The following is a 16509-nucleotide window of genomic DNA, read 5'->3' as shown; positions in this document are numbered from 1 at the left end:
GAATCGAAACTCCTCTATCTGCAGAACATTAGAAGCTGAACTTAGGATTAGTAGGAGGCTAATGGTGAGTTGCTGAGGTGAACTATTGTGCGGCATATTTACACTACGCCGATACTATTACAAAAATGCCATGCTTAGTAAGCCGCTGGCGAACTTGGTAAGCGGTGCATGAACCACATTACTCAACTTGCTTTGGCAGGCAGCCAAGATGCCCACTTCATCAACTTCGGAGGAAGCCCCATTAATCTGCGGCTATGGCAAAGTCACCTCAGGGCCTGTAAGAAAAGCTCTCATTCCAAACGCGGATTTACCCGTAACCACAGCCTAATCTACAGCTAGTTCCTTTATTGATTCCGCAAACTATCTGAACAAACCCCTGTTCTGATATCCCTGTTTTTGTTCCAGTGGATATTAAGTCTTTCATAGCCACTACGGGAAATCTGGGCGTATTATATTTTCCAATGGCATAAACTTGGTGATGTATAGTCCGGTGTTGTTAGTGCAAACCGATGCTCTTATGTGTCTGCAAATACGATGTGGCTTCGTTTAACATCACAGCCTGGGTTTAACATTAGCCGATCGATTTTCGAGAGCAGGCTGATGGCTGATACATTACACAAAGGTGCGACATCCGTTCATCTTTTTATTATTCGTAATAAAAAGGTCGATAAAGTTCGCATGCTTTACTGGGAAGATGATGGATTCTGGTTCCTTTATAACTGAAATGAGAATTCGAGGCTTGTCTTTCCTGGTATTTAAAATTACGTAATAGAGTTGTCGACTCCGCAGTTACAGTGGCTGTTTCCGGATTGGATTTTACTCAGTACTAAGAACCAAAAATAGTATATTTTCATGATTTTGTTGATGCCTGTTGAGCCTGGGGAGTGGTTTTCCTTGGTATAACCCACGCATAAATTAACATAGGGAAACACAATGGCTGCCGGTGATACGTTACAGTTCCCGATTGAATAGTATACATGTGAAGTAAAACTCTCGTATTCAACTATGCAAGCAATTTGAAAAGGCTTACCGTCAGCTATTGTTTCAATTCAAATAGCTGCAGCATTCTCTCTTTGGCCGGTGCTCTGAGTACACGAAGACCCTGAGGATCTACTGGGATTGCTATTCTAAAGTGCAGAATTTTGGGGTGAAGGTTCTGTAGAGGAAAATGATGCTGATCCAGTTTTCGCGTTGTTGTTTGAGCAGGAGGACGGACAGCCAAAGACAACCATCTCTTATCGAAAAAAGGCATAAATTATGGCAGCAATAATCCAAACTCATAATGGCCACCTTCACATTCTGTCTCGATTAGAGCCACCCGCAAGTGCCACCAAAATCTTCACTGGGTAAGGGAATAAAGTACTGTCTGAAATATTGGTATGAGTTTTGTGTAATCATCCAATGATGGTCGCTTAGAGATTGGCAGCAATTTGACCGAACAGGAAATCAAACCCTTTGTTATGGTTCAGAAGAACGTCTTGTTTGCATCTTCGCTCAGTGACGCTGAAGCGCTGTGCTCACACTACATTTTGATTTGCACAGCCAAGTTCCACTTTCAGGTATTACGCGGAGGTACTTGAAGTAATTCCTCTCTGCTAATCTGTTGTACTGCTATCTTTTAATATCCAGCTTGGGTGTCTCAAATAGAATCCTTACTCATGACCAGGCAAGATCGCTTACAAAGCTAGACTTCCACAAACGAATAGCATCTTTGAGCGCTTCCATAAAACCATCTCACAAGAATTCTTTCAGATTTCATTGGATTGTAAGATCTATGAATCCATAGAAGAGCTACAAAAGGAACTGGTCCAATGACTGACATATTATAATAATAGCCGCACTGATCAGGCTAAAAAGTGTTGTGGCAGTATACCGATGACAACCCTTAGAAAGGATAAAAAGACCAGAAAGGAAAATATTTGTAAGCTAAACTTGACCTGATAGAGTACCTTCTGAAAAACTGGTAATTGTCAGGTCAAGTCTGAACTACTACGGCTTAGCCTAGTGCCATGTCTGATCAGACATCATTTATTAATTGAAAATCAGCGAAGGTCTGCTTCTCTTGTTATTGTCTCAACTATCACAATTTTTCGAGGAAACATTTTAAAGTGAAAAAAAATTGTATCACATTCAGATTCGCTAAAATTTTCTTGTGTCAATTGCTGGCATCTGCTTTTTTGTTTTGTCAAGTATCTCACGGCAGAGATTACACTGAGATAAATGTAAAAAATGGTACAGGAGTTCTGTTTCCAGTCTTTGATACTTATATACGCGGCGGAAACTATGCTAGCGACACCTACTACTCGGAACCTGTTCTGATGGCAAAGTGGGCATCATCTGATGAATTTCAAAGAGAAATATATTTAAAATTTAAATTTTCAGAGACTAATTATCCAGTAGAAAAAGCCGAACTGAAGATATATGTTTCTAGTGCAGGAGTCGGGACTGAAAAGTATATTGAACTCTACAAAAGTAATTTCGATAAGCTTGATGAAAATTCAAGCTGGGATAATCTAGGCAGAGAAGCTTCCTATTTTCGTAATAGATTACATGTAGATAAAGCAAAGAAGTGGTACTCCTTTGATGTGACCGAAGAAATAAATTGGCAAATTGAAAATACCAAAACAAACGAGATCGTTCTTAGGCTTAAGCTAAATGAAATTGGTGGATCTACTGCGAACCATTGGGTGCATATAGCTTCACTGGAAGCCGGAACGAGTGAATTTAAACCTAAACTTAATATCAAGCTAGGTGATAATAATGTAATTCATGAATTAGTTACCCGCGATCAATCCAGTCTGAAGTTTAAAGAGGATTTAATTATACAGGACTTTTCATATGCCGGATATAAGCGGGGTTTAAATATTCCCACAAGAGTCGTGAAAGATCTAGACTCCGATGTTCTTAATGTAAATGACTATCGTGGCATTGGCGATGAGCAGGACGATACAATAGCCATTCAAAAAGCGATTGATCATGCAATTATTCTAGCGCGTGCTACGGGTCAACAGCATTATGTCTATCTTCCCGCCAAGAGTAACAGTGAACCATATCAAGTGAGTCTTAAAGAGGCTCAAAAGTATTTTAAAAATGCGAGACATTTTTGGAATGAAAATGTAGTGACTAAAGACCCAGCCTGGATAAGTCACTATGAAAACTCCGGAGTAATATCTTTAAATCAAGTGATTTGGATATGGGGTGATGACATTGTATTAAAAGGAGATGGGGTAAATAAAACTAAGATTTTGGGCACTCAATCAGCTATTGGTAACCTAGAAGAAGACTACTCCATGAGAAGGAGAAGTATAATTGGTGTAAAGCCAAAAAATGGAAATCAATACTGGGCAAGCCTTAATCAACAGTTAGGTGAAGAAAGGATAATAGTCGATACTAGACCGATTCCACTAGCAAAAAGTGTTTTTGGAGTTAAAAACACAATCGAACTGGAAGGAACTTACAATCCAGATGATGGTTCCCTGAATTATAATGGAAACTCCTTGAAAAGGGGTGACTTCATCGTTGTTAGATCTTTTGCAACACGGGATTTCATAAACTCACATGCAGCTGCCTCTTGGTGGAGATTTTGGGGGGCAGATGAAAATGGAGACTACACACAATATCGGGCAAAAATAGAGTTGACACCACAAAGGTCATACGAATATCACTATTGGGTTCAAGGTGTCGGCTTTTTAAGGCGTATAGAAAATATACAGGGAAACTCCGTAACACTAGACAGTCCTATCCGCTATTCATTAGCTGTAAGTTCTGGTGCGATTGCATATAAAGCTAAGGCCCATGTTAAAAATATTGGAATTGAGGACCTATCAATTAGTAATATGCCATTACAAGACGATCAGGGGGTCAGTTATGTTTATCAAAAAAGTGAAGGATTTAAAAATGATGATTACAATACTAAGGGTAATCCAGCTTATTATGTTCACAATTCAAGCTTGATTAATTTAAATTATTTAATCGATGGATGGGTAAAATCAGTCAGTACATTTGACCCCGTGCTCGACGGAGAATCATTTAATTATCTTTCTAATGGGATAGTTATTAATAGTTCTAAAAACATAACTATTAAAGATGTGAAAATAAATAATTCTCAATATCTAGGAGAGGGTGGAAATGGCTATGCTTTCACTTTAATGAATGCTAATGATTGCTTGCTGAGTAATGTAGAGGCTAAAAATTATCGACATGGTTTTAGCATCTCAAAAAGTTTTAGTTCAGGCAATGTTATATATAACAGTAAATTCGGAGCAGTTGCTAGCGGAAGTTATTATAGGGATGGCTCTGAGATGCATGATTTCCAGTTGGGCAATGATTTTCATATGTGGTTTAGCCAGTCCAATTTGGTGGATTCTGTAAGCTTAACAAATGATTTTCTAATTTCGATAGCACGTTCTGCATCTGGAGGACCTGGCCGCGAAGCTGGAAGAACTTCTGTGCAATCAATCTTTTGGAATATTGAAGGCAAACAGTATAGGCAGGATACTTTTTGGTTTAATAAGGCGAGTAAAGATCCTTATCAAATGCGTTGGCAAAATTCACCTTGGATCGTGCTTTCAGATTCTTTAAATGGTTTGGGCGCGATTGTAGGAACAAGGGGAGAAGGAAACGTTGGCCGGTATAATAGTGAGAGATATTTCGGGAGTCACGAAGTTAAAGATCTTATTCTCATGGAGAATAGGGCAGATGGATTAGCGATAGATTCTTTATACCAATTTCAGCTTGAACGAAGACGTCACAATAATTAAAAAGCCTAGATTCAGCTTGCAACTTCAATAAATCCAAGGAGCCTCTGGTAACTTTGCCTTTGGCTCTGAAGAATTTTCCATACAGTAAGAAAAGACTATATTTCAATTAAACGTTATGGTTTTACTTGCTTTTGATCGGGCTGAGTATCGCCGGGTCTGTGGTGGAATTTTTAGTAATCATTGAAACAATTCCCTATGTATTGTGTTTTGGTCTTCTGGCTTGGAGGACTACCATTCTCTAAGTTCACGAATTTATATTAATTTATTTGTTTTCAATCTTGGCCGATAAGCTAGAATAAATATCGGCTGGGATTGTCTCTAATGAGAAAACTCTAGTTAGGATCCATCAATGGCCATTTGTACCGAACTTGACACACAACACTGATGAAAATCCGATTTCGAAATTTTAATCGTGGAGAGGATCAGTATCCCTGGATTAAAAATATATCCGGTGAGCTGATACGGAAGCTGAAATATTTAGTAGCTTGGGAGTTTTTGCAGTTCTTACTTGCCGTACTAGGGAGCGCTATGGTGTATTTTTATGCGGCCTCGTGGGAGCATTGGGTGCTCATTGGCATACCTGCTAGTTATTTAGCGGCCGCTTTATTGCTGGCTTTTGATAATCCTTTGTATAGAGCTGTATCACTTCTCTCCGTGCCGGCTAGTATAGTGTTTTTACTATATCTGGGTTCTCAGGAAGGGAATACCACCCTCTTATTAATTCCTGGGGGCTTTCTGGCTTGTTGGTGCAGCAGTATGTATTTGGGACGCAATGCTCAATCCTATTATGCTTGGTGTAAAGTGAAACGTTGATGATTTTGGTTTAGGGGAGAGACTAGTTATCAATTAGCCAAATTCCTAGGCAGAAATGTATCACCCAGAGAGTAATCGAAGGTTGGATTTGGAGTACTGAAATGTATGAGATGCTAGTAGGTTTGGATGTCAGTAATGATGATGTCTACCAAGTATATCGTGACGCTATGAGGCCTATATTGGAGTCTTATGGTGGTTCGTTTGGCTATGATTTTAGGGTGTCAGAGGTGTTGAAATCTGAGAGTAATTTTAAAATAAATCGTGTGTTTACAATCAGGTTTCCATCTGAGCAGATAATGAATGACTTTTTCTCCAGTCCTAAATATATGGCTGTAAAGAAAAAGTATTTTGAGTTGTCGGTTCTTAGTACAACGATTATAGCTGGCTATGAAAAGCATACTTAGTGGAGTGCGAAGTATGGGATGCCTTATTGATTCCTGCCAGGGTTCAGATTTTTGGCTCTCAGCCTTTCTGGGCTTCTTTTACATTTTCAGTTTATATTCCCTGTATGTCAGCCGATAAATTTTTTGGGGGCTGGGCCCACTTTATGATCCAATGTCATTAGTGATGCGGGGCTATATTCGTTAGCAATTTTCCACTTGGTATCCTTGTGCTATTTGTGTTGCATAGATACATGTTACTTGAGGATTTTGGTTTGTGCTTCTGAGATTTACCTGATCATAAATTTTATCAAAATCCACATGGCAGGCTTTAGGGAGAGAGGGGGTTCAATAGAAAAAAGTGTGAGCCTCTTCTAGTTGCCCTAATAAAAATCATTAAGGATGTTGACATTCAAAGGTAAGCAAGTAACCTCGAAAAAGGTTACATTTGTCAATTCTGACATGTTGTGGCTATACCTAGCTCTTCACAAAAGTTACTGGCTTGGTGATTGGTCAGGGCAATATTATTTGGTACTGGTGTTCAGGTTCTTGTGGCAGAACCCATATGAAAGGAATGGGCTCTTGCGGGGTGGGAAACTATTGGCCTCGGCATTTAATACATAAGGTGGCCGCACTATCTGGAATTTTTCCCTTATAGATTTAAAGGACTATATATGTATATCGAAAGTGATTTCAAAAAAGAGATCGAGGGGCTTTTGAATCCGGCGGATCGTACCGCGCAACATATCGAAGCTTGCTGGCAGGTTTACAATAATGCTGCCACCACTAAGGATGGAAAGATCGTCGCTGGTAGTATTGAAGATTTGCATGAGGCATTAAAGGTTTTTGGGCCAACCAATTCAAGAGATAACGGCTCGGTGTTGAGAACAAAAACCTGGTCAATTATTTTGAATGACGCATGGATATTGGGAGCCGTACATGCCAAAGCTGAGGTGGAGCTGGTTTCCCGGCCGACTTCCTCGACTATTGCTAATAAAGACTTTCAGATTGGTGACCCTCTGGATCGTATTTTTAGGGTGACCGGTAGAGAGCTAATCGGACTGAAAAGTTTCGGTTATTCTGTGGTTCAGGGTCCCCTGATCTACAAGAGCCACACTGCTAAGGTTATTAATATGATGAGCTGTATAGATCATCGCTTGGCTGAAAGTGCCACCTTCAGCAAGTACAAAGAGACGATTATACGTCAGGCGGGGGTTATGGCTTATAAAGGTATTACAGCCATTAATAGCTTTCTGGATGCTTAGAGCGTTTTTAGGGAGGCTGATGTTTAATTATTAGCTTCCCGGCTTTATATTTTCTACCGTTCCGCTGTTAAAAATAGAGTTTTATTCTTTCTCTTATATCTGCACTAATAGCGCTGTAAAAATTGCTTTCCTTGCGGCCAGTTTGTTGGGTTGGGCAGGTAGTCTTGATTGCCGATTATATTTTTTATTGCTTCTTGATGAGGTTTAGCTTGTGAGTTTTGTTTTTCGTGAGGGGGCCAGTGGCAAAGAAAAAGTTTATACCCTGGTATCCATGACGATAGTGCTTTTATTGATGGGTTCTGCCAGCGTTGGTAGATACCAGTTCTATGAGAATCCAGGCTATGGTGGTGTAATTGTTGGGCTTTTGGCTGCGATTTGGGTTCTACCTGCTCTCCTGAATAAGCACCCCTCAAACAAGATAATCCGCTCGAATATTGTTATTCGGGGTATTTACTGGGTTCTGTGGTATTTAATTTTTTATGGGCTGACTTGGGGAACGGTGTATTATGCTATCCCCGCATACTATACAAATACGTTTGGCGAAGAGGCTAGCTTTGAGCAGGTTGTTACCCGTAAAGGGGTGAGGACAGGTCGCTTGGGGCATACTTGCTATAGTATTGATTATGGTCAGCCTTACTCTACATGTGTAAATCAACGTTTTTTTGACTCGGTTGAGGCGGGAGATACTATAAGGCTTAATGTGTTAGAAAGTCACTCTGGTTACTTTGTGCGCTCTGTCCAAAAGTTGAACTCTAAAAATGCTTCAGGAGAACTGATTGGAATATTGCAATTTTAAAGTGGTTTATTGCCTGGGTGTGCAGGGGCAGTGTAAGGCATCAGGGGTTTGAGAATGTTGGTTCTTTAATTTCTCTATTTAATCCCTCTTATCTCTATATCTTGAGATCTGCCCCAGAATCAATCATTAATACCAGCGGTTGCGCCTATGGAGTCGCTTTAGGTAGTCCCGCTCGCGATAATAGAGATCATCGTCATAGCAAATAAAATCACAGAATCTCTTGTCGCTAACACAGTCGGCTGGAATCTCCCGGTTATTTTTAAGGCACCGATAGTAAACATGCTTGCAGGTTCGCAGGCATCTTTTGCGGGCCTCCTGCTCATTGAGACTCCTCGCCAAGGAGAGTGAGGAGGCTCCTAAAAACACTAGGAGCATGCATATTACCAGCGTCAATTTTCCAGTTGCCATACTGATTGTCGCATCTGTGAATGTCTCACCGGGAAACAGTAATGTTGACCGTGATGAAAAGCAAACTATACCTGTGTGGAAGGTGTTTTAGAGTAATAATTACCCATTCTGCTTGAGGTTACTGATTACCTGATCAATCTCTACTTGGTTTTCACTGATCAGTCTATCGGCGAGAATTTTTAGTTTATCGATTGATTTGTAGTCAAATGGATCGACATATGGGTCGATAATTTCCACGTTTAAATAGTTATAACTGATTCTTCCTTTAGGACTTAGAGAGCTTGCAATCTCCAGAGTATATAGTTGTTGGTCATCCATGGACCTTTGCACACCGGATATAAGATCTTGAAGCCAGTTAATTTTCCCCCAACTTTTTAGGTTCCTGTAATTGGTCTCCATTGTGGCCAATGGTGATGTGCCGGATCCGAGAATCAACACATAGTAGTTTTTCCCCGGAAATTCTTTAATGATATCGCGTAATATAATACTGGTGGGGTTGTTTGCGTATATAGCGGCATCAGCGTAATAGCGGTGACGAATATCCCGCCCAGTAGTTATAAAATCGACAGGAGGGTATAGGGTCTCTGCGCTAGCTGCGGCGGTGACCAGTTGATACAGTGTGTCCGTTGGCAGTTTGTTAACCGTTTCGCCACGGTTTTTGAACAGATGTAACTGGCCTGTATGTATATTGAAAGAAGGTATAATGATGTAATTTTTTAGATCAGTGAAATTTATTTCATCGGTATAGTGTTTCTCGATGGTGTTGCGTAGGCGCTCTCCGCTAAAGCGAGGCGAAAAAAAACCATTCCCGCTCATTAATTTGTGATACCAGGGTGATGAAAATAGGTATCTGCTTTCATTTTTATAAATATCGATTACTTTCTCAGTTTTAGTTCTTGAGTCTATTTTTTCTGGGATACCTTCTTGATTTGGTATCTGGGTGACATTAAGCCCTGTGGCAATGATGGCGCCAGTTGATACTCCGCTAAAAACATCAAAGAGTTCATCAATAGGCTTGCCAGTCTGTTGTTCTATAAATTGGATAACATAGAGTGGTATTAACCCACGTATACCCCCTCCGTCTATAATCAGAATTTTAATAGTATCTTTGTCTTTGAGAGAGTCATTGCTATTAATAAACTCGTCTGTAACCGGGTAAGCGTTAAATTTAATGCTCTGGGTCAGACGATAATTGTAGATATACAATAGCCCCACAAAAGCAATGATAACAACGACCAGAATGGTCGATATGTGGCTGATTTTCATGGGGCGACCTGTGCTCTTTAATCCATATCATAGAGAGTGCAGGTGGTAGGATTAGTTTTATTATTTTGAGTGATTTATGGGGCGCTTCTTAGCTGCATATTTATTGTATTTTCTCAACCCTTACTGTTAGATATTTTCTTCTATGGGAAGAAATATATCTGTAATGATTTTACTCTCAGGTACTTCGGGAAAAAAATTTATCCGCTCAAAAAAGATCGGGAAATCACGAATTCCAAAATCTGAATGATCCAACCAATGAAAGTATAGGTACTGAACAGCCGCTCCAATGGTATCGTCACTGCCTAAGTGCCTTATGACTGCGCATTTCCCTGCCGGAATTACTTTGTTGACTATATTCCTTTCACTGGCACCAATGGGGTATTGCACGGTACAGCAGACATCAAATCTGTATTGGTCAGGGGGCGTGGTTACTGGGTCATCATAAACCAGGTTGAAAGTTCTGCTATTACGTGGTGAAAGCCCTTGAGCCTTCCGCCATTGGATAAACTGTTTGATAGTAGCGCCCAGGTGGTGGGCTGGGCCTCTATGTTCCATGGCGGCGAGTTGAGTCTCGGGGAATTCAACAATGGTTACTTCGTATTTCGCTGTATTTCCCATAAAGTGACTCCTAAGTGCTGTAACTGGTTCATAGTGCTTATGCCAAACTTCCCAGTCTGGAGCGCGGCGAAATTCTGAGGGGCTCTTGCCAAAGAGTTTCTTAAAGGCTCGTGCAAAGGCCTCGTGGCTGTCGTAGCCACTCTCCAGGGCGATATCCACCACCTTTTTGTCTCTATAGGTGAGTTGATAGGCTACCCTTTTTAATCTCAATCGCCTGATTAGGGCTATTACCGGCATTCCAAAAAAGGCGGAGCATTGCCGGTGAAAATGATATTTAGACAAGTTGGTGTATTGGCAGAGTTTGTCGATATCGAGTTCGGAGTCGAGGTTTTCCTCAATATAGTGCAGTACCTGCACAAACCTATCCCTATACTCTGCCATAGCTGTCACCTCTTCTTATGAAAGTATTCTAGGACTTGTGTGTGTCTGGCACTTGACCAAAATTGCTGGATATCGTCTCAGGAGGGACTGTTGGGTTTGAGTGCGGGGAGTGGACGCGATGGAGGGGGCATAGGCCCCCAAATTTGCTACTAGGGGCTAACAGGGTGTAGAAGACCCTTTGAAGGTGTTCACCATGACTTTTGCCTCTTTGAGGCGTAATAAGTAGTCTTTTAGAGATTTAACCCCCGCCTTAACGCCAAGGGAAATCAGTTTCATCATGAGGGAAAATGCAAGTTCTGATTTCAGGTGGGGAGTAAATGCCAGGAAGGCTTTGAAAATGGAGCAGTGGATTCTTTTGAGCAGGTCTTGAATATCTTTGTTGCCGGTGGATATCTTCTCGGCTTTTTTCTCAAAGGCTTTGAGTTCATCCAGGTACTCGATAAACAGGCGGTAGTTAAAGACAACGGTTCTGTGTTCTTTGTAGCCGGCTATGATGCTGCTCAGTGCATCATTGATCTTCCTGAGGGCAATATAATCTGTTCTGGAGAGACTCTCATAGGAATTAGAGAGATACGCGATCGTATCTCTCCGCAGCTGACAAAACTCGAACAGGTGTTGGTCGTGCTTTCTTATCTCATGAAGCCGGTATAACTGAATTGCAATGAAGAGAAGAGCGATCGCGAGCAATATGGAGAGCACTACTCAAACTCCTTTTCATTAACTGGCTTTTTTGGGGCCACTTTTCTGGTGGGCGGAGAATAGGAAAAGGCATTATCCATCAGCTTGAGGAACCTATCCCGATACTCCTTATTATCTGCCGCTAGTCGATCAATTTCAACTTGACGATCTTTCAATCGCCCACTGTACATCCAGAACAATAAATAGTGTGCAAAGATGAAAAAAATGACAAACAAGCCATTTTTCAGGCCCATTTCCTGTACGAAGTGGAGTATATCTTTGAGGGTATCGGTCATGCAGTCCCTTAAAGCCAATTTCATTGAATCTTGCGCATTTTTAACTATTGAGACGGTTGAAGCAAATTACTTCGCTGGAGATGGGAAGTGGTAAGAACTTTTTTTGTGCCTTTTGTAGAGATTTTGTGGGCCTGTTTTTTGTTATTTAGGTGTAGCCAGCCAGATGGCATGGTTTTCTGTATGGGAGAGAAGGGCGCGTTGGTGCAAAAGTTCCAGAGAGGACTTGTCGCTTTCAGGTTTCCCGCCCTGAATTGAGGGCGGGAAGGTAGAGAGCTATTGCGCTTCAGTCTGGCCGGCTTCCGGCAGCTTTGCAGGTGCTTCAGTCGGCTGCTTGCTGGGGTTTTTGATTACGCCTTTTTGCAGAATTAAAGTGTTTGGGTAAGTAATTAATTCTTCGCCGCGCCTGATGAGAACATGGAATAGTGTGATCTCCTCAATAGTGCCGGAGATATCATCGTCTTTATCTATCACCCGAATCTGGTCGCCAACCCGGTAGGGAAAGCCAAAGAAAATAATCAGGCTGGCGGTAATATTACTCAGTATCGACCACTGAGCAAAAAGTGCTACGCCAATTACTGCGAACACGGAGGAGAGAAAAATGGAAACCTGGGTGTATTCAAACCCCAGGGCACTGATCAGCAGCACCAGATGGAATACCAAGACGGCAATACTGATAGTCTTGGAGATATATTTGAGGCGATAGGGCTTCACCGCCCTGGCCTGCCCGAACCGGTTGATAGCGGAGGAGCTAAGCCTCATGCAGATAAAATAGGAGGCCACGATCAGTGCCGCTATAGCCAAATTCATTTTTTGTCTCGTCTCCGTACTGTGTTCACTCGGGTGGGGGCTGTTGCCTTTTTAGGGCAGGCCTTGTCATCGATCATTACCCGCCTGTTGCGCGGATCATAATCCCAGGCAGCTATGCTGCCAAGCGGTCACTTGGAGGGAGATTGTGGTCCATTGCCTGGTTTTACCCAAGAGTGCACTGGGTTCACAACATATTCGAATAGCTCGTAGAAGGTATTTACACCTTGCGGGTCCCTGCTACAGGGTACCCGTTTTAGTGTGTGCTGTGCTTTTGTAGCCTTGCTATGGGCCTGTAGCGAGCACGGCTGGCGGCTCGCTGGTCAGCCATCGTTCTTGCCGGAATTGGCGAACTCCCCCTAAACTGTATGTATATACAGTATCGAGTGAAATCCTATGAAACTAGCGACTCTCTACAGTCACGGTGTGGCCGCGGGCTTTCCATCCCCGGCGGATGACCACAAAGAGAAAAGCCTCAGCCTCGATCAGCATTTGATCACTCATCCGGCGGCCACGTTTATGGCTCGTGCCAATGGCGATTCCATGCAGGGCTTGGGGATCTTCGACCGCGACCTTTTGGTTGTTGACCGCTCACTAACGCCAGTACACGGCGATGTGGTGGTTGTGGCTTTGGATGGTCAACTTACCTGCAAAGTACTGGATCGCCACCATGGGCGGTTGTTGTCGGCCAACGATCGTTACCCGCCGATACCGGTTTGGGAAGGACAGGAACTGATTGTTGAAGGGGTGGTTAAAGCCTCTATTCGTTATCACCGTCCTCTCTGAATGCTGGCACTGGTGGATTGCAACAGCTGCTATGCCAGCTGTGAACAGATATTCCGGCCCGACTTAAGGGGGAGGCCGGTGGTGGTGCTCTCTAATAATGATGGTTTTGTGGTGGCGCGCTCAAAAGAGGCTAAGGCGCTGGGGATTGGCGATTTGCAGCCCTTCTTTAAGATTGAACATCTGTTGCGGCGGCACAATGTGGCCATCTTCTCCAGCAACTATCCACTGTACGGCGATATTTCCCACCGGGTTATGGAGACCCTGAAGGGCTTTAGCCCAGAGGTGGAGGTGTACAGTATCGATGAGATGTTTCTGAATCTGTATGGTTTACAGGAGGAGTGGTTGGATTACGGCCAGCGGATTCGCACAACTCTGTGGCGCGATGTACGTATGCCGGTGGGTGTGGGGATTGCTCCGAGTAAGACTCTGGCCAAGCTCGCCAATCGGGCAGCGAAAAAAATTGCCAAGTGCAACGGGGTTTGTGCCCTGGATACTCCGCAGAAATGGCAATGGCTGCAGAAACGCATGGCGGTCGATAAAGTCTGGGGAGTCGGCAGGCGTCTTGCCAAGCGATTGGGGCGCTTGGGTATAGAGACCGCCTATGACCTGGCCCAGGCCAATCCTAAAATCTTGCGCCGACACACCAATATCAATATTGAACGAACCATTGAGGAATTAAATGGGGTGTCATGCCTGAATCTGGAGGAGCAGCCGCCAGCAAAAAAACAGATTTATTGCACGCGCTCTTTTGGCGAGAAATTGAGCGAACTACAGCCCATTCTGCAGGCAGTTAGTCTCTATGCCAGCCGGGCGGCAGAAAAGCTGCGCGGGCAGGAGTGCTTGGTGGCTTCGATACATGTCTTTCTGCACACCTCGCCCCACGAGCCCCACTATTACAGTCGCAGTACGCTGGTACAGTGCCCCTATGCCACTAATGACACCCGCTTGATTGCGAGCCTGGCCAAGGGGGCCATAACCGAGCTTTACCGCCCTGGTCATCGTTTTATGAAAGCCGGTGTGGGCCTGGTGGAGCTGGTGCCCAGCTCCCTGGGGCAAGGGGATATGTTTACCGCCGGCCAGCCGGCCCGTGCTGCGGAGATGATGCAGGCCCTCGATAGAGTCAACCAACGCTTTGGCCGCGGCACTCTTTTTCTAGGGGCTGAGGGGGTGCATAAGCACTGGAAGATGCGTCAAGCTTATCGCTCACCCGCCTACACCACACGCTGGGAGGCCCTGCCATTAGTACATGTTTAAGAAGGTGTGTTTTTAATAAGGGTCTCGCTGGCCCTGCTTTGGAATATCGAGATTTAGCGCTCCGCAGCTGCTGCAGTTTTTGAAGAGAATTGGAATATTGTCCAGCTGAGTATTGCAAAAGAAACAGTGGCCGCTCTTTAAGGTCTTGTGGCCTGCGAATTGCTTCACCGCCATCATGGGGAGGCCAATGGTTGGTTTTAAAGTATTGATCAGATTTGCGCTAATTCTGCTATCGGGAAAAGCGCGGAGGATTTCCTGTATTGAAATAAGCGCTGAATCCTCGATATTCCAGAGTTGGCCGCAATGATCACAATAAAGTTGCATCGGGTGGTTAGGATTGGTTACCGATCGATAAATCTAGTCTAGCTATAAGCCGTGAGCGTGGGGAGGGAACGAGGGAGGGTAGCGAGATAAGTAAGTGTGGAGAGAGCAGGCCCCTCGGTGGGTCTTAACCCGCTGCTCTTTAGTATTTCAAATCCAGATCCAGCAGGGATACCGGCTTACCATCTTTACTCACCAAATCTATCTGAACAGGCTCCCCGGTTCTTTTATCAATCACACGGGACCAGCGCACATTGGCTTTCTCAGACCAGTGTGCACTCCAATCAATCATAGAAACCAAAACGGGAACGAGCGCGAGGCATTTTGGGGTAGGGCTGTACAGCATACGCCGTGCTCCGGGCTTAATGGGCGCCTTAATCAGAATGCCGGCTTCTTCCAGGTTGGAGAGTCTTTGTGTAAGGATATTTCGGGAGATCTGCAAGCTGTCCTGAAGCGAGTCGAACCGATTAACGCCTCTCAGTACATCGCGGACAACAAGCAGGCTCCAGCGGTCGCCGATTACAGAAAGTGCCTCTTCGATCCCACATTGAACAGCGGGTTTACTCTCGCTCATAGCAGTCCCAGGGTTGCTCAAGGCGCCATAGTCTCACAAGCCAGTTCCAAAACAAAACTTCCCTGGAGGCCGCTTCGGGCCGTCATATTGCCATAGATTATTGAGAGGTCGGCCGATAACCTATCAATTTTAGTTGTATTTTGGAACTTAATGGCATTAAATTAGTTCCAAAATAAAACTTATTTGGAGATGAAATGCATTTTAAACCTATCGTGTTTTGCGCTCTGGTCGAGGGCTCGCAAGCAAGTTTCAACAAGGCTGCGTTGGAACAGGTGATACGGCGGGCTTACCGGGGTCACCTGGACCAGCCCGTCACTCCCAGGGTGGTGTGGATGGAGGTTCCGCCAGATCAGGCCTTTATGAAGGGAGAGAAATCTTCGGTGGCTACCCTGATGGCTCCCGTGCCTGATGGGACATCAAACAAATTGCGGCACCCGTTTTTATACGAACTGCTGGAGCAGTGGTGTGTCACCACTGGGATCAATAAAAACAAGGTCGTTATTACTGCACCTGACCAGTCTCTCAGCAGAGAATTTCTAAGTGCAAATCGCAAGCGTATGCCGCCGCTGCGGCAAATTGCCTACATAGCCAAAACACTGGTGCGTTTAGTGAGATCCAAAAGCACCATGGGGCACTTCAACACTCATATCAATCTATAAGAGGCCGCAAATGCCGCTTTACACGATTTCCACCCAGCGCCCACTATCCGGCTCCGAGCAGCAAGCTCTTGTCTCCGGGGTCACTGAAGCTCACTGCACAATAACCGGCGCGCCCGCGCAATTTGTACAGGTTGTATTTAGTCGAGGCATTCATTTGCGTTCAAAGAGTAGTCTTCATATTCTGGGTTCCATTCGCTCAGGCCGTAGCGATAAAATCAAGTCAGCTCTAGCTAATAGCTTTATCAAAATGGCCTCTCAGCTTTTGGGTTGTTCATTAGCTCGTTGTGAGGTGGATCTTATTGATGTTCCCGCCAGTTGGGTGATTGAGGGCGGGGCAGTTATGCCGGAGCCCGGAGACGAGCAGGAGTGGCTCGTACAGCAATCCAGCTAGGTTCGCTTTGCTTTCTATCTATCAAAATAAAAAATAATTTAATACAGCTACATTCTGAT

The 16509-nt window shown here is 43.9% G+C and carries 15 protein-coding genes and 1 pseudogene; 10 read left to right on the top strand and 6 right to left on the bottom strand.

Annotated features, from left to right (window positions below; genetic code table 11):
• Positions 1 to 534: 534 nt before the first annotated feature.
• From tnpB to ACJJIJ_RS10750, 6 genes and pseudogenes are all read left to right on the top strand, one after another.
• The gene (tnpB, locus tag ACJJIJ_RS10775) at positions 535 to 723 is read left to right on the top strand and encodes an IS66 family insertion sequence element accessory protein TnpB (protein ID WP_444888935.1); all 189 of its coding nucleotides are present in this window, start codon (positions 535 to 537) and stop codon (positions 721 to 723) included.
• 689 nt (positions 724 to 1412) lie between these two features.
• Positions 1413 to 1580: pseudogene (locus ACJJIJ_RS10770) on the top strand (hypothetical protein); the annotation flags it as partial.
• Positions 1581 to 2108: 528 nt separating this feature from the next.
• Entirely contained in the window at positions 2109 to 4760 is a 2652-nt protein-coding gene (locus ACJJIJ_RS10765) for a CBM96 family carbohydrate-binding protein (protein ID WP_444937392.1), read from the top strand.
• Between the two features lie 914 nt (positions 4761 to 5674).
• Positions 5675 to 5977: a DUF1330 domain-containing protein gene (locus ACJJIJ_RS10760; RefSeq protein WP_444937391.1), complete on the top strand. Its 303-nt coding sequence runs from the start codon at positions 5675 to 5677 to the stop codon at positions 5975 to 5977.
• A gap of 650 nt (positions 5978 to 6627) precedes the next feature.
• On the top strand, positions 6628 to 7218 hold the full coding sequence (locus ACJJIJ_RS10755) for a hypothetical protein (protein WP_444937390.1): 591 nt from the start codon (positions 6628 to 6630) through the stop codon (positions 7216 to 7218).
• Between the two features lie 211 nt (positions 7219 to 7429).
• On the top strand, positions 7430 to 8014 hold the full coding sequence (locus ACJJIJ_RS10750; RefSeq protein ID WP_444937389.1) for a hypothetical protein: 585 nt from the start codon (positions 7430 to 7432) through the stop codon (positions 8012 to 8014).
• A gap of 507 nt (positions 8015 to 8521) precedes the next feature.
• On the opposite strand, the gene ACJJIJ_RS10745 is transcribed toward ACJJIJ_RS10750, so the two are convergent.
• From ACJJIJ_RS10745 to ACJJIJ_RS10725, 5 genes are all read right to left on the bottom strand, one after another.
• Positions 8522 to 9688 carry a patatin-like phospholipase family protein gene (locus ACJJIJ_RS10745; protein WP_444886637.1) on the bottom strand — a complete coding sequence of 389 codons (1167 nt, stop codon included), beginning with the start codon at positions 9686 to 9688 and terminating at the stop codon, positions 8522 to 8524.
• 126 nt (positions 9689 to 9814) lie between these two features.
• Positions 9815 to 10687 carry an AraC family transcriptional regulator gene (locus ACJJIJ_RS10740; RefSeq protein ID WP_444937388.1) on the bottom strand — a complete coding sequence of 291 codons (873 nt, stop codon included), beginning with the start codon at positions 10685 to 10687 and terminating at the stop codon, positions 9815 to 9817.
• A 156-nt stretch (positions 10688 to 10843) separates the two neighbouring features.
• Positions 10844 to 11386 (bottom strand): hypothetical protein, encoded by a 543-nt coding sequence (locus tag ACJJIJ_RS10735; RefSeq protein WP_444884349.1) that lies wholly within the window; start codon positions 11384 to 11386, stop codon positions 10844 to 10846.
• On the bottom strand, positions 11386 to 11661 hold the full coding sequence (locus ACJJIJ_RS10730) for a hypothetical protein (RefSeq protein ID WP_252082264.1): 276 nt from the start codon (positions 11659 to 11661) through the stop codon (positions 11386 to 11388). Before ACJJIJ_RS10730 ends, ACJJIJ_RS10735 begins: the two co-directional genes overlap by 1 nt.
• 273 nt (positions 11662 to 11934) lie before the next feature.
• The gene (locus ACJJIJ_RS10725) at positions 11935 to 12468 is read right to left on the bottom strand and encodes a mechanosensitive ion channel family protein (RefSeq protein ID WP_444886635.1); all 534 of its coding nucleotides are present in this window, start codon (positions 12466 to 12468) and stop codon (positions 11935 to 11937) included.
• A 393-nt stretch (positions 12469 to 12861) separates the two neighbouring features.
• Here ACJJIJ_RS10725 and ACJJIJ_RS10720 point away from each other — a divergent pair, with 393 nt between their 5' ends.
• A complete protein-coding gene (locus ACJJIJ_RS10720) occupies positions 12862 to 13251 on the top strand; it encodes a LexA family protein (protein WP_252082261.1) in 390 nt (129 codons plus the stop codon).
• Positions 13252 to 14505 (top strand): Y-family DNA polymerase, encoded by a 1254-nt coding sequence (locus tag ACJJIJ_RS10715; RefSeq protein ID WP_444889890.1) that lies wholly within the window; start codon positions 13252 to 13254, stop codon positions 14503 to 14505. It begins immediately after the preceding gene.
• A 463-nt stretch (positions 14506 to 14968) separates the two neighbouring features.
• Here ACJJIJ_RS10715 and ACJJIJ_RS10710 read toward each other — a convergent pair whose 3' ends face one another.
• Positions 14969 to 15400 (bottom strand): winged helix-turn-helix transcriptional regulator, encoded by a 432-nt coding sequence (locus ACJJIJ_RS10710; RefSeq protein WP_252082258.1) that lies wholly within the window; start codon positions 15398 to 15400, stop codon positions 14969 to 14971.
• 194 nt (positions 15401 to 15594) lie between these two features.
• Here ACJJIJ_RS10710 and ACJJIJ_RS10705 point away from each other — a divergent pair, with 194 nt between their 5' ends.
• Together ACJJIJ_RS10705 and ACJJIJ_RS10700 are read left to right on the top strand one after the other, a co-directional pair.
• Complete coding sequence (locus ACJJIJ_RS10705) at positions 15595 to 16059, top strand: hypothetical protein (protein ID WP_444937387.1); 465 nt, start codon at positions 15595 to 15597, stop codon at positions 16057 to 16059.
• A gap of 10 nt (positions 16060 to 16069) precedes the next feature.
• Positions 16070 to 16450, top strand: a complete 381-nt coding sequence (locus ACJJIJ_RS10700) for a tautomerase family protein (protein ID WP_444937386.1) — start codon at positions 16070 to 16072, stop codon at positions 16448 to 16450.
• Positions 16451 to 16509: the final 59 nt, after the last annotated feature.

The organism is Microbulbifer mixtoriginis (SeqCode), assembly GCF_052467945.1.
This window is presented reverse-complemented; position numbering and strand designations above follow the sequence as displayed.